The following is an 18,745-nucleotide window of genomic DNA, read 5'->3' on the forward strand; positions in this document are numbered from 1 at the left end:
TTGACGGCAATGCCGATTCATGGGCCATAAAGTAGCCCCCGGGCTTGCACCAGACAATATCCCTGAAGCACAATCTGATATCCTTGAACAACTTGTAAGACAATACCGACCGCCATGACCGCCAACACCCGACACAGGAATTCCCTTGGTGACATCAGCGTGCTGTACGTTGCGGTCATGGCACGAGCCATCCGGGCTGAAGGTGCCGACCCAACCGCTTTGCTGGGTCGCTTCGGGCTTGACGAAAAGGCTCTGAGGGCACCGGAGGCGCGCATCAGCATCCCCAGATTCATGCGCATGGGTCAGGCGGCGATTGCCCTCACCGGTAATCCGGCGTTCGGTCTTACCATGGGTCAGCTTTCAAGGCCGGTGGATGCGGGGATAGCCGGGCTTGCCGCCCAGTCCGCCCCTGACGCCGGCGAGGCCATCAGCACCCTGATTGACTACGCCCTGCTCACCAGCCGCAATAGCCGGGGCGTGCCATGGACCACCCATCATGGGCGTGAGGCCCATTTTTACTCGATCAAACCCTACAATGTGTTCAACTTCTTCGTGGTGGACTCGGTTCTGGGCGCCTGGACGCAGTTTCTGAGGGCTATTACCGGACGCAGCAGGGTCATCGAGCGGGTTACTATCGAGTACCCCTCCCAGGGGCAGGACGAGGTGTTCGAACAGTGGTTCGGCTGCCCGGTGAGTTTTGGCAGCGGAGGCAACAGCCTGAGGCTGGCAGCAGGCATTGCCGAAACCAGCTCCTTACATACCCAGCCGGCCATGTATGAACAGCTCAGGCAGCAATGCCAGCGGGAACTGATGCGGATACGGGCCGGCTGGAGCACCGGAGACCGGGTAAAGGATCTCCTCCCGCCGATGCTGCAGGGAGATACACCAACTCTGGCTGCCATGGCAGAAAGGCTCGGCATGGCGCCCTGGACATTGCAACGGCAACTGGCGGAAGAACAGACCGGGTTCAGGGAACTGGTGGACGAAACCCGCAGGGAACTGGCGGTGGAGTATATCCGGGAGACCCGCACATCGCTGTCGGAAATTGCCTGGTTACTGGGTTTTTCCAATCCGGCAGCGTTTCACAAGGCGTGGCGTCGATGGTTTTCCACCAGCCCGGGGGAACACCGGAAACGGTACCTGGCAGAACAGGCGGCGAAAGGAATCCGTTAGCGATTGGAGCCGGAGTCAGAGCTCAGTGGCGTCATCCGGGGCATCGTCGTCATCATAATCTTCGAACTGACAGTCCATCAGCTCTTCTTCGTAGTCGGACATCATTCATCTCTCGTGTTTATTTGAGAGAAACGATGGCACGGGATTGTGACAACTGTGTGACCGGAAGATAAAAAAGACGAATTCACGAAAGGAAGGAAAATGGCGGAGCGGACGGGACTCGAACCCGCGACCCCCGGCGTGACAGGCCGGTATTCTAACCAGCTGAACTACCGCTCCGCGTGAGCCGCCACCTCGGACGCAATCAAGGGTGTGATTGCTCGGTGACAACGAGGGCGCATTATAAAGAGGCCGCCCTGCATGTCAACGTTTTTCATGAAAAAAATCAGGTAATCAGGCTGCCCTCACATGGCATCAACCATGGCATCCTTTCCCTGCGCGGTTTTGCGGTATTCAATGGGGGTCATACCCGACCAGCGCTTGAACGCACGATAAAAGGTGCTGGGCTCCGAAAAGCCGGTCAGGTAGACAATTTCATCAATGGACTCATCGGTGGTCGCCAGCAGCTGCCGGGCCAGGCGATAGCGGAAATCCGCCAGTACCTGGTTAAAACTGGTTTCCGCCTCGGTGAGGCGCGTACGCAGTGTTCGCGGCTTGATTCCCAGGCGTTCGGCCACAGCGTCAAGTGTCACCTCACCGCTGTCCAACAGCTCGGCCACGATCCGTTCCACCTGGCCGACAATGTCTTTCTTCTCAAGGCGCGCCACCTGTTCACTGGCAAATCGTTCGTGAAGATCCAGCAACTCGGGTTCCGCATGGGGTGAGGCATGGGACAGCAGGGAAGCCGGGAAATACAGCCGGTTTTCCCGGGCACCGAAGACCACGTCACAGCCCAGCACCTCACTCGCATGGGCTTCGCCATGGTCGCGCTCATGCTCGAACTCAATCCGGGAAGGGTAGAAACGGTCATCGGTGATGGATTTGAAGAAGGTAATCAGGCCCTGAACAAAGCATTCGTTGAAATGCCGCAGGCGGCTGACCTCCTCAGAGGCGGCATCCAGCACCATGCAGGCTTCGTCGCCCTCGATGAAGAAGTCGGTATTGGCGGCATCGCTCAGCAGCCTCTGGTAGTTCTGCGCTCGCCGCAGACCCTCACCAAACGTGGGACTGCTCAGGAACAGATATTCAAGCACCTGCCCCTTGTAGGCGGGCAAATACTGGCCCAGATGAAGGCCCGCATCCGGATCGCCGGAGACATCTTCCACCACCTGCCAGAAATAGAGCTGGGCGCTGTGGGGTGTTCTCAACTGCTCGGTGTAGACATAGCCCTCATCCACACCCAGACGGGCAAAGATGGCGTCGGTATCGATTCCCTTGCGTTTCATGGCCTGATAAATCAGGCGCAACATCACACCCGCATCACGAAGTTCCTGCATAGTGTCCCGCTTTGTAGTTGTTTATTGATCGGCTTGGCCCGTCGGACAACCTTGCCGGCAAGCCAGGTCAATGCTCATACTGACGGGGTTTGCCAGACTCTGAGACATTAGTATTAGAGCATATCAGGCCAGAGACGCACAGGTGTACCAGGAGAGTAACAATATGACAGATACTGTAATCTATCGTAATCACCCGCCAGGCCTTTGGTCGCTTTACAGCAAGGCATTGCTTCCGAAAGAGAAGTCACCCGGCAATGACATTCACATTCCCGCGCTTTCCGCGAGACTGATCGGCGTCAGTACGGCCAACGATAACCTGAAACGCTATCACAAAGTGTGCGGATTCGGTACACAGACCACTGTGCCCATTACCTGGCCACATATCCTGGCATTTCCGCTTCACCTGAAGCTGCTGACGGAAAAGGCTTTCCCTCTGCCGCTACTGGGCCTGGTACACCTTCGCAACCACATCACCCAGCATCGTCCGATCGGTACCGGCGAAACCCTGGATATTCTCGTGAAGCTGGAGGGTCAGGGCAATACTTCCAGAGGGCTGGAATTCGATCTGGTCACCGAAGCCTGGGCGGGTGGCCGGCTGGTTTGGGAGGAAACAAGCACCAACCTGTTCCGGCAGCCGGACAAGAACAGCAAAAAATCCGGCGGGAAACCACCGGAGCTGCCCCGTTATCCGGAAACGGCGGAGATAAGCGCGCCGGAATCCATTGGCCGGCAATACGCCGGAGTTTCAGGAGACAGGAACCCGATACACCTGCACGCGCTGACGGCCAAGGCATTCGGTTTTCCCCGCGCCATTGCCCATGGAATGTGGAGTAAGGCCCGGGTGCTGGCCCTGCTGGAGCAGCAGAGCGGCTGGCGACCGGATGCGGTGTCCATTTCCTGCCAGTTCAAGAAACCGCTTTTCCTGCCGGGAACGGCACAGCTTAACTGGCAGACTGGCAAGTCGGGCTGGGATTACCAGTTACTGAATGCCTCGGGGGACGCCCCTCATCTGAGCGGCGAGATCCAGTGGAGAGACTGAGGATTTACGCCCCGGGCTCTCCGGAATCGGCATCCGGCGCACAGGGCGAGCCTTCGGCTCCTGCTACGGGCAAGGTGAAATAGAAGCAGGCGCCGCCCTGTTCCGGGCGCTCGAACCCGATATCACCACCCTGGGCCTGGATCAGGGAGCGACAGGTGGGCAGGCCAATCCCCATGCCTTCTTCCTTGGTGGTGTAGAACGGCAGGAACAGCTTGTCTTCAGCATCGTCCGGCAACCCAATGCCATGATCGGTCACTGCAACACGCACGCAACGGCTACCGTCCATGGTGACTGTTACCTCGACCGGCGCTGAGGAATTGGCACTGCGGGTCGACTCAAGGGCATTGCGGATCAGATTAAGCGCCACCTGCTGCACCTGGATGGGGTCCGCCAGCACTTCCGGCACGTCATCAGCCACGAAAATTTCAACGCCACCTTCGTTGTTGCGGATATCCACTTCGGCAAACTGGCGGGTATCCTCAAGTAGCGCGGAAATAGACAACACATCCTTGCCTGCCGCCGGTTTTTTCATGAACCGACGAATCCGCCTGATCACTTCACTGGCACGGTGTGACTGGGCTTCAATTTTATCCAGCGTTTCTTCAAGCAGCTGCTGATCCGGCTCTTCCTTGGCCAGCACGCGCTTGGCCACGCGGGCGTAGTTGGTGATGGCAGTCAGTGGCTGATTCACTTCGTGAGCCACCCCCGCAGCCATTTCCCCCATGGTGGTCAGGCGTGAGAAGTGGGCAATCTGCTCCCGCTGCTCCTGAACCACATTGCGGGCATCCTCAAGGGCCTTCTCACTTTCAAGCTCGGCGGTGATGTCGCGAAAAACAACCACTGCGCCGTGCAGTTCCTCGCCATCCAGCTTGGGCGTGGAACGGTACTCCACCGGAAATGCGGTACCATCCGCCCGCAGCATTTCGATGTCACGCTGGTTCTCCGGCACACCCTGGCTACAGGTGGCATAAACCGGAAGCGACTCACACCCCTGGCCGGCCGTGCGGAAATGCAGCTCAAAGAAATTCCGGCCAATCAGTTCCTCGGCAGAGCTGCGCATGATCCGGGCAGCGGCAGGATTGGCAAATACGATAACGCCGTTGGCATCCAGACCATAGATGCCCTCACTGATGGAGTTCAGAATGCGCGCCTGGTCACTTTCCAGCTGACGATTGCGGGCCTGCAGCTCCCGCTCCAGACGGATGACCCGGGCATGGGTTTTTACCCTGGCAATCACTTCCTGCGCCTGGAACGGCTTGGAGATATAGTCGGCGCCACCGAGGGAAAAACCACGGACCTTGGCCTGGAGATCATCCAGGGCGGAGAGGAATACGACGGCACAGTCTGAAGTCACCGGATCTGCCTTCAGGCGCTCGCACACCTGGTAGCCGTCCATTTCCGGCATCATGATATCCAGCAGGATAACTTCAGGCTGATGGCGATGGGCGAGGTCCAGCGCTTTTTCACCGTCATTGGCGATTAACAGGCGATAACCCTTGTCTTTCAGGGTTTCATAGAGAACTTTCAGGTTCTGCGGGTTGTCGTCTACAAGCAGAACCGTTACGTCTGTTGTCTCCAGGACAGCATCTGTCATATGAATACGGCCGGTTACGATAGTGACTGCATGATGCCGGCCTGATCAGCGTTCGTCGATAAGGTCCTTTACGGACAGAACCATACGGACCAGGTGTGCCAGTGAGTGGGTGCCCATCTTGTGCATAACCCGGGAACGGTGTATTTCCACGGTGCGCTGGCTGATCTCCAGCTCGATGGCGATCACCTTGTTGGCCTGCCCGGCGATCATACGGTCCATGATTTCGTGCTCACGGGGTGTCAGGCTTTTCACGCGGCGGAGAATTTCCTGCTTCTCACCAAGGGTTTTGCGCTGCTCCCGATCCTGCTCCAGCGCCGCCTCGATCTTCTGCAGCAGCGCCTCTTCCCGATAGGGTTTCTGGATGAAGTCCACGGCGCCCTCTTTCATGGCATCCACGGCCATGGGCACGTCACCATGCCCGGTCACGAATATGATCGGGAGAATGGAGTGCTTTTCATTCAGTTTTTTCTGAAGCTCCATGCCGTCCATCCCGGGCATACGGATATCCAGCACAATGCAGCCAGCCATCTTGTCGGAATAATCCTTCAGGAACGCGTTGGCGTTGTCATAAGTTCTGACCGGCTTGCCATCGGATTTCAGCAGCAGCTCCAGCGAGTCACGAACCGCCTCGTCATCCTCCACTACGTACACTGTTTGCTGGGTATCAGTCATGTGCCTTGTCTCTCCTTTCAGTGAATCGACGGGTCTTTATGGTCATCCCGGGCATGTTCCTGACGCTCATGCTCGCGCATTTTCTCCAGACGTTGCTGGATCATGCCAAAAACACTCTGTTTGGGATACCTGCCTTTCTTGTCCGCCCTGCCTGCCGGCTTGCCCAAAAGGAGGGTAATGGCCTCTTCCGCCCGGCTTACCGAATGCACGGTAAACTTGCCGGCACGGACCGCCTGCACCACTTCCTGATCAAGCATCAGGTTCTGTACGTTGGTGGCGGGAACGATCACCCCCTGGGTACCGGTCAGCTCGCCCGTCAGCTTACAGGTACTGTAAAAGCCCTCGACTTTTTCATTAACGCCACCAATGGGCTGCACCTGGCCAAACTGGTTGACGGAACCGGTGATTGCCAGATCCTGCCTTACGGGCAACCCCGACAGGGCCGATACCAGGGCGCACATCTCTGCCAGCGACGCACTGTCGCCATCTACTTCACCGTAGTTCTGCTCAAACGTCAGGCTCGCCGACAGGTGCATGGGGTCATTGACCGCAAAATGAGCCGAGAGCCAGGAGCTGAGTATCATCACGCCCTTGGAGTGAATATTACCCCCCAGCTTCACATCCCGTTCGATGTCCATCACACCGCCATCACCATAATAGCAGGTAGCGGTAATTCTGTTGGAAAGACCAAACTCGAAGCCACCGGTCGAAAGTACCGACAGCGCATTTACCTGCCCCACACAGGTGCCACTGGTCGTCACCAGGGTGGACCCGTCGCGGATGGAGTCGTAGAACTGATCCCGAATGCGGCTGCTGCGATAGCGGGCACTTTCCAGCGCCTGATCCACATGGGTGTTCTGGATCAGCCTGGCGCCCGCCTGCCGTGCCCAGTAATCCGATTCACGCAGCAGGTTGGCAATATCCGCCGCGTGCAGCGAGAGGCGGTCCTGGTGTTCTGCCATCCGCGCGCTGTGTTCAATGATTCGGGCCACAGCCTTGTTGCTGCAGTGCAGCAATTTCTTTTCATCCACCAGGCTGGCGATGAACTTGGCGTACAGCAACTGGCTTTCGTCCGTACGCATCATCTCGTTCTCGAAATCCGCCGTAACCCGGAACAGCTCGGCGAATTCGGGATCATACTCCTGCAGCAGCATCCAGGTTTCCCGGTCACCGAACAACACGATTTTCACATCCAGCGGAACAGCTTCCGGCTCCAGCGAGATGGTGCCGGACAGGGTAAGCTCCCGTTCCAGCGAATTGATCTGGATAGATCGGGACCTGAGCGCCCGCTTAAGACCATCCCATACGAACGGCTGCTCAAGTACCTTGATGGCATCCATCAGCAGGTAACCGCCGTTGGCACGGTGAAGGCTGCCCGGACGGATGAGTGAAAAGTCGGTGAACACGGTGCCTTTGAACGTCACACTTTCCACATAGCCGAAGAGGTTATGGTAGGTGGGGTTATCTTCCACCACCACCGGCACTTCATCGGTTTTCTGGTGGACCAGCACGTTCACCAGGTAACGCCGTGGCATCTTCTTGTCCAGCGAAGCGTAGGCAATCGCTGCCTGCTCTTCATTGTCTTCCAGGAAAATCTCCAGGCTCTCGGACAGGTCCTTGCGGACAGCCTCGAAATAGGCCACCACATCCGGCTGGTCATGGTATTTCTCGATCAGCTCATCAATCTGGTGGCCGGAGATACCCTCCAGGGTCTCCTCGTTGAGTGCCTGCTGGCTCTCCGCGTATTCCTGCTCCCAGTCCGCCAGTTTGCGCAGCGCCTGGCGCAGCTTTTTCTCGAGCTTGTTGATGTCGCTCTCGAATTTTTCCCGCTGCTCCTCGGTCAGGGCCTGGAATGTCTCGGCGGTATGGGGTTCGTCGCCATTCATCGCCACCAGGCGATAGCCGCCGGGCGTGGTGATATTCAGGCTGACTTTCTTTCGCCTGGCCTGGGCGGCGACCTTTTCCAGCTCGTCTTCCTGTTTCTTGCCGTATTCGTTCTTCAGCTGTTCCGCCCGTTCAAGAAAGCTGTCGCTGTCGAAGGTCTGGGGAATCATCTTCATCAGACGCCCCATCAGCTTTTCCATATCCTGCTTCAACTCTGTGCCCTTGCCGGCCGGTAACCGCAGCATCCTGGGAACACGAGGCTCTTCGAAGTTGGCCACGTAGCACCAGTCATGGCTCTGGTTTTCCGTGTCTACATGATGTTCAAGGTACCGCAGCATCATGGTGCGTTTACCCAGGCCATTGCGCCCGACCGCGTACACGTTATAACCGCCGTGGGGCATGGCCAGGGCAAACCGGACCGCTGCCTGCGCGCGGTTCTGGCCGACAATTTCCGCCAGGGGCTCGAGCTGACGAGTGGTCTTGAACGGTAAATCTTTTAGTACACAGGCTTTGTAGAGCTGGTTCAGGGACAGTGACTTCAAGGTTCGGTCCTGTAACGGTATGAAAGCATTTGGTTATGGCCGGTCATTGTAGAATCTGGGGCCGGCCCTGTCGCGCTCAGGCTAAAGATTTAGCCAAACTTGTCGATAAATTGATCAATTGGGCATAATGGCAATGCTCAACCATAGGGCAGGACACTCACTTAATGGACATTTACCGAAATCAGTCGCAACCGCTGACCGTGCTGGAATCATTGCGCAAACGCCAGCCCTTCACGGCGCCACAAACCTCGCAGGCGGCATCGACCCCGGAAAAACCTGCAGGCGACCGCCGTGCTCAACCGGACAGGCGCCGTGTCCAGGTTGCATTCGAAGGGCCGGACCGGCGCAAGAAACGCTCCAGGCGCAGCCCGCGCCTGCTCAATCCCAAAACCGGGCAGGAAGCCCCCTCCGAGGATCGCAGAGGGCGGCTGGTAAGTACCCGGGCCTGAAAGCCATGGCAGAATGGGCATGATTCGGTGACACAGGTGGGAACGCATCAATTTTGATAACCTGATCACAGTTCTCGGCTTGGTCATTTTTCAGCCACCATCACGGGAACTAAACTCCGTGATCCCGGTGGAAGAACGGGGCAATAACAAACACAAGATCAGCAATGGATGCCAGTGTATGACGAGTGATTCCGCAGACCGCAGAATCAAGGACCGCTACCCTGCCATGTGCCTCAAGGTACGGCTGCAGGAACGGGGCTTTTTTGGTCGGGGGAAGAATTCAACCGCAGTGACCTGCCTTGATATGAACCGCTATGGCATGGCAGTTCTCTGCCCCAGGCCCGTGGAACCGGGCGCCAGGCTTTACATGGACTTTGATGGCAAATACATCAGCCAGTCCCGCGTTGCCGCCCGCGTGGTGAACTGCCAGCCCTATCAGACCGGTTACCGGGTGAGCGTCCAGTTCAGCTACTGTTTCGACAAGAAAGGTTATTCAAGAACGGTAGACAATGCGCTGTCGCGCATTGAAGGCTTCTACAACCAGTACGCCAGCTAATCCCGGGCTAGAACAACCCCGCATCCAGGCCGGCCGCCATATACAGCCCCAACTCCCGGCACTGTTCCTCGAACTCCTCCCGATACTCACCGTGGCAGAGCAAAGGCTCCTGCACCAGGCGCCAGCGCAGGCCCGTGGTAATGGATTCAATGGCACGGTGGGTGCCGGTGCCGTCGAGACCGGCACGGATGTAAAAAGTGAAAGGCAGGCCCTGGGTTTCCTCCAGGCAGGGGTAGTAGCTGCGGTCGAAGAAATCCTTGAGGGCACCGCTCATATACCCGAGGTTTTCAGTGGTGCCAAGGATAATGGCGTCACAGGCCAGAACGTCGTCCGGGCCGGCTTCCAGTGGCGGCAACACGGTGACATCAACATTCTCGATGTCTTGGTGTCTGGCGCCCTGCTCTACGGCTTCCCGCAGCTTGAGGGTATTCGGGGAAGGAGCATGGGCAACGACCAGCAACTTTTTCTTCGCGTTTTCCATGCTCCCTCCCCGACAGTCCGAGAACGGTCAGCCCTTAAAGAAGCTCACCATTGGCGTCTGCGGTTACCTCTTCAGCCGCTTCTTTTTTCACCGGCTTGGGCATCAGCTTGTCACGCACAGCGGCTTCAATTTCCCTGGCAATATCCAGGTTCTCTTCCAGGAACTTGCAGGCATTGGCCTTGCCCTGGCCGATCTTGTCGCCCTTGTAGGCGTACCAGGCACCGGACTTGTCCACGAAGCCTTCCTTCACGCCCATGTCGAGCACTTCGGCCATGTGGTAGATGCCCTTGCCGTACATGATCTGGAATTCGGCCTGCCGGAACGGCGGGGAGACCTTGTTCTTGACCACCTTGACACGGGTCTCGTTGCCGACCACTTCATCGCCGTCTTTCACCGAACCGATGCGGCGGATATCCAGGCGAACAGAAGAGTAGAACTTCAGGGCGTTACCACCGGTGGTGGTTTCCGGGCTGCCGAACATAACGCCAATCTTCATACGGATCTGGTTGATGAAGATCAGCAGGCAGTTGGCGTGCTTGATATTACCGGTCAGTTTGCGCAGGGCCTGGGACATCAGACGAGCCTGCAGGCCCACATGGCTGTCGCCCATTTCACCCTCAATTTCGGCTTTCGGAGTCAGCGCCGCAACCGAGTCCACAATGATGACGTCCACCGCATTGGAGCGCACCAGCATATCGGCGATTTCCAGCGCCTGCTCACCGGTGTCCGGCTGGGATACCAGCAGGTCATCCACGTTTACACCCAGCTTTTCGGCGTAGATGGGATCAAGCGCGTGCTCGGCGTCGATAAAGGCACAGGTTTTGCCATCTTTCTGGGCTTCGGCAATCACCTGGAGGGTCAGTGTGGTTTTACCGGAGCTTTCCGGGCCATAGATCTCACAGATACGGCCATAGGGCAACCCACCGATACCCAGCGCTACGTCCAGGCCAAGGGAACCGGTGGAAACCGCAGGGATGGCTTCCCGGGGCTGGTCGCCCATTTTCATGACGGCACCCTTGCCGAACTGACGTTCAATCTGGCTAAGTGCTGCGCTCAGTGCTTTGTTGCGGTTGTCTTCCATCGTTGCAAACCCTCTGTCGCCAATGCCGTAACCGGGACGGGAGCCCGACGGCCATCATCGTAAACGGCGGACCCCGGAAAAACCGGACTCCTGTATATTTGAACAGTATTAAAACATAACCCGCGGGCAAGACCAACCCCTCAATCTCAGGAGTTTTCCAGAAAGCCTCTAACCCCCTGTAACGCATACAATACAGCCTGGCGCCGTACCTGATCCCGGTCGCCCTCGAAGATTTCCACCACCGCCTCGGTATCCGTCGGCGAGCTGCCCCAGGCAAACCACACCGTGCCCACCGGCTTGTCTTCGCTGCCACCTCCGGGGCCTGCGACGCCACTGATCGCCACCGCAACGCTGGCACCGGTTGCGGCCAGCGCACCGGCAACCATCTCCCGCACCACCGGCTCACTGACGGCACCATGTTCATCCAGAGATCGATCGGTAACTCCAAGCAACCCCTTCTTGGCGTCATTGCTGTAGGTCACCAGCCCCGCCAATACATAGGCGGAGGAACCCGCGCGATCGGTCAGAACCTTGGCAACCCAGCCCCCGGTGCAGCTTTCAGCGGTGGCAATGGTAAGCCGGCGCCGCTCGAGTAATTCAGCCAGTTGCTCACCGGCTTCCGCCAATGCCAGGTCGGTCAGTGGCATAATGTTCTCCTTCGTTTCATCATGGCGGTTATTTTCTTACAATCCCTGCCTTCATATAAAGCCAATGGATCCGGAACCGTTCATGTCAGCAGCCCAGACCGATCTGTCCCAGCACACCCCGATGATGAGGCAATACCTCAAGATCAAGGGCGAACACCCCAACGAACTGGTGTTCTACCGCATGGGGGACTTCTACGAGCTGTTTTACGACGATGCCAGAAAGGCCGCCGAACTGATGGACATTACCCTCACCGCCCGGGGGCAGTCCGGTGGCAGCCCGATTCCCATGGCTGGCATTCCGTATCATTCCGCTGAGGGTTACATTGCACGTCTGGTACGGGCTGGTCAATCCATCGCCATCTGCGAGCAGATTGGCGACCCGGCCACCAGCAAAGGGCCCGTGGATCGCCAGGTGGTTCGTATCGTGACACCCGGCACCCTCAGTGACGACGCCTTCCTCGAAGACCGCCGCGATAATCTGCTGGTTGCCATCTACAGCCACCGGGAACAGTTCGGTTTCGCCTCTCTGGATATTTCCAGCGGACGGTTTACCGTTTCCGAACTGGACGGCACCGAGAGCCTGCAGGGAGAACTGCAGAGATTACGGCCGGCAGAAATTCTGGTGAGCGAGGATTTTCCCTACCAGGAGCTGCTTGAAGGCTACACTGGTATCCGGCGCCAGGGCCCCTGGCTGTTTGAATCCGATACCGCCCACCGGGTGCTTACCCAGCAATTACAGGTACGCGACCTGACCGGCTTTGGCTGTGAGGACCTCACCCTGGCGATCTGCGCTGCCGGTTGCCTGCTGCAATATGCCAAAGAGACCCAGCGCACCGCCCTGCCCCACATCCGCAAGCTCAGCCGGGAGCGGCGCGAAGAGGCCGTGATACTGGACGCCACCAGCCGCCGCAACCTGGAAATCGACACCAATCTCATGGGCGGCACCCAGCACACCCTGGCGTGGGTAATGGACCGCACCGCCACCGCCATGGGGGGGCGCCAGCTTCGGCGCTGGCTCAACCGGCCACTGCGGGATGTGGCCGTGGTGGAGCAGCGCCAGCAGGCCGTTGCTGCACTGCTGGACGGATTCCATTACGAGCCGGTTCACGACCTGCTCAAGAGCATCGGGGATATCGAGCGGGTTCTGGCACGGGTGGCGCTGCGCTCGGCACGGCCGCGGGATCTGGCCCGGTTGCGGGATGCCTTCCAGGCACTTCCGGATCTGCAACAGGCCCTGAAGCCGGTCAGTTCCCACCATATCGTCAAGCTGGCCACCACCATCGGTGAATATCCGGAACTGGCCGATGTTCTGGAGCGGGCCATCATCGACAACCCACCGGTGGTCATTCGTGATGGCGGCGTAATCCGTGAGGGGTTCGACGAAGAGCTGGACGAACTGCGCAACATCAGCGAGAACGCCGGCCAGTTCCTGCTGGACGTGGAAACCCGGGAGCGGGAGCGCACCGGTATCAGTACCCTCAAAGTGGGTTACAACCGGGTACACGGCTACTACATCGAGATCAGCCGTGCCCAGTCCGGCCATGCCCCCGTGGACTACATCCGGCGCCAGACCCTGAAGAATGCCGAGCGGTTTATCACTCCGGAACTGAAGGAATTCGAGGACAAGGCCCTCAGTGCCAAGAGCCGGTCACTGGCGCGGGAAAAAGCGCTGTACGATGAAGTGCTGGAAACCGTGGCTGCCCAGCTGGCACCGCTGCAGGATGCCGCCCAGGCCCTGGCGGAGCTGGATGTACTCAGCAACTTTGCCGAGCGCGCCACAAGCCTGCGCTTCAATGCGCCGGAGTTCAGTAATACCCCCGGCTTTGATATCGAGGAAGGCCGCCACCCGGTGGTGGAGCAATTACTGAGTGAGCCCTATGTACCCAACGACCTGCTGATGGACCAGCAACGGCGCATGCTGGTCATCACCGGCCCCAACATGGGCGGTAAGTCCACCTATATGCGCCAGGCAGCGCTGATTGCCCTGCTGGCCTACACCGGCAGTTTCGTACCTGCCAACCGGGTGGTGATTGGCCCGGTGGACCGTATTTTCACCCGTATGGGCTCCTCGGATGATATCGCCGGCGGGCGCTCGACCTTTATGGTGGAAATGACCGAAACCGCCAACATCCTCCACAACGCCACCGAGCACAGCCTGGTGCTGATGGATGAAGTGGGGCGCGGTACCAGCACGTTTGATGGTCTGTCACTGGCCTGGGCCACGGCGGAACACCTGGCAAAACATATTCGCTGCTATACCCTGTTCGCCACCCACTATTTCGAACTCACGCAGTTGGCTGATGAGCTCGAGCATGCCGTCAATGTTCACCTGACGGCCACGGAGCACGACGACACCATCGTATTCCTGCACAATGTCCATGATGGCCCTGCCAGCCAGAGTTACGGCCTGCAGGTGGCCAAACTGGCGGGGGTGCCCCAGGATGTTATCCGCAATGCCCGGGAGCAGCTGTCCCACCTTGAGGGCAGCGCTGCGCCGGCCAATCCCGCGCCCGGCAGCACTGTAGCGGTAAGCGCCGAGCCTGAACGGCAAAAACGCACGAAACAGGTCAGCGAGCCGGTGATGCAGGGGGATATGTTTGCCAGCCTGGAACCCAGCAAGGTGGAGGAAACCCTGGCGGAACTGGATGTAGACGGGCTGACACCCCGGGAGGCCTTGAACCGACTGTATGAATTGAAGGAACTGCTGAATAATTAAGCGCAAATTGCGGCAGAATTGACCCATGTAATAACGATATAGCGCCTCGGCGCTTGCGACCGGGCAGGCCGCTCAATACAATATCGCGCAATTATTATTACTCTGATGAGATTGACTACTGGACCAGGAATCTGACTATGGCGTTTATCGTTACTGATAACTGCATCAAGTGCAAATACACGGATTGCGTGGAAGTATGCCCGGTTGACTGCTTCTACGAAGGCCCGAATTTTCTGGTAATTGATCCGGACGAATGCATCGATTGCGCCCTGTGCGAGCCGGAGTGCCCTGCAGAGGCCATCTTCTCCGAGGACGAGCTGCCTGCAGACCAGGTCCAGTTTGTTGAGCTCAATGCCGAGCTGGCAGGCAAGTGGCCGAATATCACCGAGAAGAAAGACCCGCTTCCAGACGCCGAAGAGTGGGACGGCAAGCCGGACAAGCTGCAGTATCTGGAGAAGTAATTGCAGCGTACCGCGCATGCGGAACGAAAAGGGGAGCCACAGGTGCTCCCCTTTTTTTGTGGCCTGCGGTTAGATGGCCGCCAACGGCTCACTGGGTTGCCAGCTTCGCCCCCATGGCAACGAAAAAACCACCGGTGAGGGCGTTCAGTGTGCGTTTGACACCCTGCCCCACACCCAGCCTGCGGGACTTGACCACCAGCGCAGCCAGTGCACATTGCCAGGCCATGGCCAGCACAAAATGAACGGCGGCCAGAAACAGCGATTGCTGGAAGGCATTACCTGCAGGGTCAATAAACTGGGGCAAAAGCGCCATATAGAACAATGCGGTTTTGGGATTCAGGACGTTGGACAGCAGGCCTTCGCGGAACGCCACCGCAGCTGACGCCGGTTTCATCAGCGCCGATGCTGCCGCCAATGACGGCTCTGCAGCTCCCTGCCCCGGAGAACGCTTGATGGCCTGACGCAAGGAACTGAGCCCCAGCCAGACCAGGTAACAGGCACCTGCCCACTTGAGCATGGTGAAGGCCCAGGCGGTCTCCACCAGCAACACGGAGATGCCCAGGGCAGACAGGGTGGCATGAATGAAAAGCCCGCTACAGATGCCCACGCTGGTCACGCAACCGTCCCGCAGACCGCCGCGGCCGGCGTTGCGCATCACCAGCAGGGTATCCACGCCCGGTGTTAACGTCAGCAGCGTAATTGCTACCAGATAGGCCCAGAACAGTTCGGTCGGTATCCACATTGCCAGACAACCCCGCGGACAGCAGGTGTGCTCAGCTCTCCTGCTGCAAAAGCTTTTTTGCCGCCGCGGACCTGTAGAACGGCTCGAGACGGCGACGGATCAGGGCTTCAAGATACCCCTCCTCCCGCAACACGTCTATCACCGGAAGTGCGTAGGCATCGACTTCCGCCATCACCACCTCGCGGTCGACGCCAACCGTGCGGAGCAGCTCGATGACCGGCCTGTCGCCGTAAAGGGTGAACAGGTGCTCCACCACTGCCCTGGCACAGCCTTCAAAGTAGTCGGTCTTGCGGAACTGCAGCCAGAATTCGTAGCCCAGAACCACGAACTCCTGTAACTGCACATCTCCCAGCCCTTCATGAAGCTCTTCGATGGTGCGGTCTTCAAGGGATACCCAGGCTGCCATCACGCTGTCCCGCAGTTCATCGTCTGTCAGCGCCCGGTGGAGAAACTGTTCACTACGGGCAATCAGCCCCGGCAGGCTGTCAGACAGCCAGGCCTTGAAGCGGCGCTCGAAGCTTTCATCCAGGCCTGGCACTGCCTTGTTGGCCATGCGCTTGCCGAACTTCATCATCGAACCCACGCCGGGGACACTCTTGGTAATCAGGTTGTCCTCGTAGAGGTAATTCACCACGCCCTGGTATACCACGTTGGAAACCAGCTCCTGGTAGACCGGGTGCGCCATGATCTCACTGATCACCCTTTCCCGCTGCTGGCGAAGCTCAAGGGCCTCTTCCAGAAAGCCGGTCGCCTGCTCGCGGGTGATTATGTCATTGAGGCGGGAGGTTCGCTGAACCGGGGCATTAAGCACTTCCGTGGCCATCTCTGCTGCCAGCTCCGGTATCCCGGCGTCCAGCTCCATGTTGATCACAATACGGTGAATCACACCCATCACCTGTTCCACCGAGGTAATCCGGTTCAGTGTGATGGTACCGGCGTAGTCAAACAGCTCATCCACCTCTGTTGCCAGGAACCGTCGCAGTTTCGCACCCTTCAGGGACGCCATTTCATGTTTTACATGCTGCTCCAGCAGTGCATTGGCGAGATCCGTTTTGCCTTTGGTCATAATCAGGTCCGGTGCTGTCAGAAAGTGGGCGTTGGCGTTAGGAAGTGAAAGAGGCTAACACGAAGCTGCACCGGCCGCGTTTGCCGAAGATACACCCGGCAGGATGCAGGCGGGCCAAGCGGCAACGGCACCTCCTGATGGCACCAGGCGGTTATTACTGGAAATCGCTGAATTCGTGAGGCTCGGCCGCCAGGGCCAGGCAGAGGCTGCCAGGGCCGACATAGATACTGCTGGTAATCCCCATCTGGGACAGCAGCAGTTCCACGCCGTTTTTCTCACACGCATCCCGCAGCCGGTTCAGGCCGGGAAGGTCCTCGATCTCCGTCCAGGTCAGGCCACAGGAAAGGCTGACATAAGGCGTCAGCAACCCGGCCTCTACCCGGCCGACGGCGTAGTTCATGACTTTTTCCACCGCCATGTCAAAGCTGCGGGTTTTGGCCGCTGGCTGCCCCTGTGCCCCCTGTCCGAATATGACCGGCGTAATGTTCAGCGCCTTGCCCAGAAAGGCCACCAGCGCGGAAACACTCTTGTCGCCCCGTTTGCGGGCACGTTCGCGGATGTAATGCAGGTCCCGCGGGATTACGCAGGTGTAGATCTTGTCGGTGAAAATCTCGACTTCATTGCGGAGGGCGTTCTTGGACAGTTTCTGCTCGATCAGCCGCAACGTATGGGCTGCCAACAGGCCCTGGCCGGCAAATATCTGCTTGCTGTCGATCACACGCATGGAGAACTTGCCTTCACGGCCGGCAGCCTTGCGCGCTTCCTGGTAGTGCGCCATGACACTGTTCATGGCTTCGGTGGCATTCTGGAAAATCAGGCTGCGGGAGCGGGTGACGGTTTCGCAGATCGCCACATCAAACTGGGTGACGATCTTTTCCATGAACAGATCGTGGATCTGCTGTGGGGAAAAGGCCTGGGTTTCCGCATGGTGGCCTTTTTGCAGTAATCCGCTCTGGTAGAACTCCTGGGTCCGAACCGGATCGTGCTCATCAATGTAGGTCTGACCGTCGATAACGGCGGTCACGGGCAGAATGAACAGATCGTGCTTGCGACTGAACTCATAAGGCAGATCACAAGCTGAATCCACAATCAGACCAACGCGCATGGGGGCCTCCAGCTGCGGGAAGTCAGCCTGCCGGGCTCTTCCCTTTATTGTCATTGTTCCTGGCAGCGCCCAGTCTTACACAAACCCCCGGCAATTTCAGCACCCCGTTAGCCGGCAGTTTGCTCCAGCTCAAGTTCGTTGAGGTTTTTATGGATCAGGTCACGATTATCCTGTTGCCAGGGGTGAAATCCCTTGCGGAAATAGGCCAGAAAGTCCGGCAGGCACTTGCGCAATACGCCCGGTTTTCCCCAGAGGAAGTTGATACCACCAATCCAGGTGCCCGGGCTCCATAGCTTGCCATCGGTCTTCAGCAGGCTGCAGGTATTCAGGAAGGTGTACTTGAAGAAGTTCCAGGTCACAAACAGGAACACAACCCGCCGCAGCCGCTCATTGCCCACGCAATGACGATAGACGTCGAAAGCCACGGATTTATGCTCGGTCTCCTCGATGGCATGCCAGCGCCATAACCTGGCCATCCCGGGGGTCGCCCCGTCCATCCATTCCGGGTGCTTGAGGATCGCGTTGGCCAGCACGGCGGTATAGTGTTCCGCGCCGCAGGTTCCTGCCAGCTGCCGACTCGGGGGCAGTTTGCCTACCCACTCCATGTGCTTGCGAAAGCGCTCGTCAATGGCATCAATATTGTAACCCCGCGCTTTCAGGGCTTCGTTGTAATGCTTGTGCTCCCGACTGTGCAGCGCCTCCTGCCCGATAAACCCGCGGATCTCCTCTTTCAGCTTGGGGTCATCCACCTGGTCACGATACAGGCGGACAGCGTTGATAAACTGCTGCTCCCCGTCCGGAAACTGTAGCGAGAGGGCGTTGAAAAAGGCCGTGCGAAAGGCGTCGTTGCCGTGCCAGAGCGTTCTGAGTTCTTCGGCAAGATCGAAGCGCAGGTGCCGTGGGGTAACGGATACCCCCTCGGGTGTGGAGCTGATAGTCATGACTGCCTCCGGTTTATTGTGATTATGGAGCGGCATTCACCGTACTGCGGAAAACCGAGTACGAAAATTGATCAGAGGATTCAGTTTAAACCCGGATTGAGCCCGGAAGGAAGGCAGGAACAGGAAAAAACCGACAGATTGTCACAAAATGACAGATCGT

The 18,745-nt window shown here is 58.2% G+C and carries 17 protein-coding genes and 1 tRNA gene; 6 read left to right on the forward strand and 12 right to left on the reverse strand.

Annotated features, from left to right (window positions below; all coding sequences use genetic code 11):
- The first annotated feature begins 114 nt into the window (after positions 1-114).
- A complete protein-coding gene (locus tag HLUCCO03_RS13230; protein ID WP_027831401.1) occupies positions 115-1,173 on the forward strand; it encodes an AraC family transcriptional regulator in 1,059 nt (352 codons plus the stop codon).
- Between the two features lie 202 nt (positions 1,174-1,375).
- Here HLUCCO03_RS13230 and HLUCCO03_RS13235 read toward each other — a convergent pair.
- Positions 1,376-1,452 (reverse strand) — tRNA-Asp (locus HLUCCO03_RS13235).
- 125 nt (positions 1,453-1,577) lie between these two features.
- Entirely contained in the window at positions 1,578-2,609 is a 1,032-nt protein-coding gene (locus tag HLUCCO03_RS13240; protein ID WP_027831400.1) for an AraC family transcriptional regulator, read from the reverse strand.
- Between the two features lie 163 nt (positions 2,610-2,772).
- Here HLUCCO03_RS13240 and HLUCCO03_RS13245 point away from each other — a divergent pair, with 163 nt between their 5' ends.
- Complete coding sequence (locus tag HLUCCO03_RS13245; RefSeq protein ID WP_027831399.1) at positions 2,773-3,648, forward strand: MaoC/PaaZ C-terminal domain-containing protein; 876 nt, start codon at positions 2,773-2,775, stop codon at positions 3,646-3,648.
- A 4-nt stretch (positions 3,649-3,652) separates the two neighbouring features.
- Here the strand turns inward: HLUCCO03_RS13245 and HLUCCO03_RS13250 are convergent, their stop codons facing one another.
- Genes HLUCCO03_RS13250 through HLUCCO03_RS13260 form a run of 3 tightly spaced genes read right to left on the reverse strand, consistent with a single transcriptional unit; the run spans position 3,653 to position 8,340 of the window.
- On the reverse strand, positions 3,653-5,242 hold the full coding sequence (locus HLUCCO03_RS13250) for a response regulator (protein WP_027831398.1): 1,590 nt from the start codon (positions 5,240-5,242) through the stop codon (positions 3,653-3,655).
- A 45-nt stretch (positions 5,243-5,287) separates the two neighbouring features.
- Complete coding sequence (gene fixJ, locus HLUCCO03_RS13255) at positions 5,288-5,914, reverse strand: response regulator FixJ (RefSeq protein WP_027831397.1); 627 nt, start codon at positions 5,912-5,914, stop codon at positions 5,288-5,290.
- 17 nt (positions 5,915-5,931) lie between these two features.
- A complete protein-coding gene (locus HLUCCO03_RS13260) occupies positions 5,932-8,340 on the reverse strand; it encodes a Lon protease family protein (RefSeq protein WP_027831396.1) in 2,409 nt (802 codons plus the stop codon).
- 164 nt (positions 8,341-8,504) lie between these two features.
- On the opposite strand from HLUCCO03_RS13260, the gene HLUCCO03_RS13265 reads away from it, so the two are divergent.
- Both HLUCCO03_RS13265 and HLUCCO03_RS13270 read left to right on the forward strand, forming a co-directional pair.
- Complete coding sequence (locus tag HLUCCO03_RS13265) at positions 8,505-8,789, forward strand: hypothetical protein (RefSeq protein WP_027831395.1); 285 nt, start codon at positions 8,505-8,507, stop codon at positions 8,787-8,789.
- A 178-nt stretch (positions 8,790-8,967) separates the two neighbouring features.
- Positions 8,968-9,345, forward strand: a complete 378-nt coding sequence (locus HLUCCO03_RS13270; protein WP_027831394.1) for a PilZ domain-containing protein — start codon at positions 8,968-8,970, stop codon at positions 9,343-9,345.
- Between the two features lie 7 nt (positions 9,346-9,352).
- Here the strand turns inward: HLUCCO03_RS13270 and HLUCCO03_RS13275 are convergent, their stop codons facing one another.
- From HLUCCO03_RS13275 to HLUCCO03_RS13285, 3 genes are all read right to left on the reverse strand, one after another.
- On the reverse strand, positions 9,353-9,826 hold the full coding sequence (locus HLUCCO03_RS13275) for a flavodoxin family protein (protein ID WP_027831393.1): 474 nt from the start codon (positions 9,824-9,826) through the stop codon (positions 9,353-9,355).
- Between the two features lie 34 nt (positions 9,827-9,860).
- A complete protein-coding gene (gene recA, locus HLUCCO03_RS13280) occupies positions 9,861-10,907 on the reverse strand; it encodes a recombinase RecA (protein ID WP_027831392.1) in 1,047 nt (348 codons plus the stop codon).
- A 146-nt stretch (positions 10,908-11,053) separates the two neighbouring features.
- Positions 11,054-11,554, reverse strand: a complete 501-nt coding sequence (locus HLUCCO03_RS13285; RefSeq protein WP_027831391.1) for a CinA family protein — start codon at positions 11,552-11,554, stop codon at positions 11,054-11,056.
- Positions 11,555-11,636: 82 nt separating this feature from the next.
- Here HLUCCO03_RS13285 and mutS point away from each other — a divergent pair, with 82 nt between their 5' ends.
- Both mutS and fdxA read left to right on the forward strand, forming a co-directional pair.
- Positions 11,637-14,270 carry a DNA mismatch repair protein MutS gene (gene mutS / locus HLUCCO03_RS13290; RefSeq protein ID WP_027831390.1) on the forward strand — a complete coding sequence of 878 codons (2,634 nt, stop codon included), beginning with the start codon at positions 11,637-11,639 and terminating at the stop codon, positions 14,268-14,270.
- Between the two features lie 137 nt (positions 14,271-14,407).
- Positions 14,408-14,731: a ferredoxin FdxA gene (gene fdxA / locus HLUCCO03_RS13295; protein WP_027831389.1), complete on the forward strand. Its 324-nt coding sequence runs from the start codon at positions 14,408-14,410 to the stop codon at positions 14,729-14,731.
- Positions 14,732-14,819: 88 nt separating this feature from the next.
- Here the strand turns inward: fdxA and HLUCCO03_RS13300 are convergent, their stop codons facing one another.
- The 4 genes from HLUCCO03_RS13300 to HLUCCO03_RS13315 all read right to left on the reverse strand — a co-directional run bounded on the left by HLUCCO03_RS13300 (position 14,820) and on the right by HLUCCO03_RS13315 (position 18,585).
- Entirely contained in the window at positions 14,820-15,473 is a 654-nt protein-coding gene (locus HLUCCO03_RS13300; protein ID WP_027831388.1) for a LysE family translocator, read from the reverse strand.
- Positions 15,474-15,504: 31 nt separating this feature from the next.
- Positions 15,505-16,539 (reverse strand): hypothetical protein, encoded by a 1,035-nt coding sequence (locus HLUCCO03_RS13305; protein WP_027831387.1) that lies wholly within the window; start codon positions 16,537-16,539, stop codon positions 15,505-15,507.
- A 154-nt stretch (positions 16,540-16,693) separates the two neighbouring features.
- The gene (locus HLUCCO03_RS13310) at positions 16,694-17,644 is read right to left on the reverse strand and encodes a DegV family protein (RefSeq protein ID WP_027831386.1); all 951 of its coding nucleotides are present in this window, start codon (positions 17,642-17,644) and stop codon (positions 16,694-16,696) included.
- A gap of 107 nt (positions 17,645-17,751) precedes the next feature.
- Complete coding sequence (locus HLUCCO03_RS13315; RefSeq protein WP_027831385.1) at positions 17,752-18,585, reverse strand: metal-dependent hydrolase; 834 nt, start codon at positions 18,583-18,585, stop codon at positions 17,752-17,754.
- Between the last annotated feature and the right edge of the window lie 160 nt (positions 18,586-18,745).

The organism is Marinobacter sp. HL-58, assembly GCF_001314605.1.
Lineage (GTDB): Bacteria > Pseudomonadota > Gammaproteobacteria > Pseudomonadales > Oleiphilaceae > Marinobacter.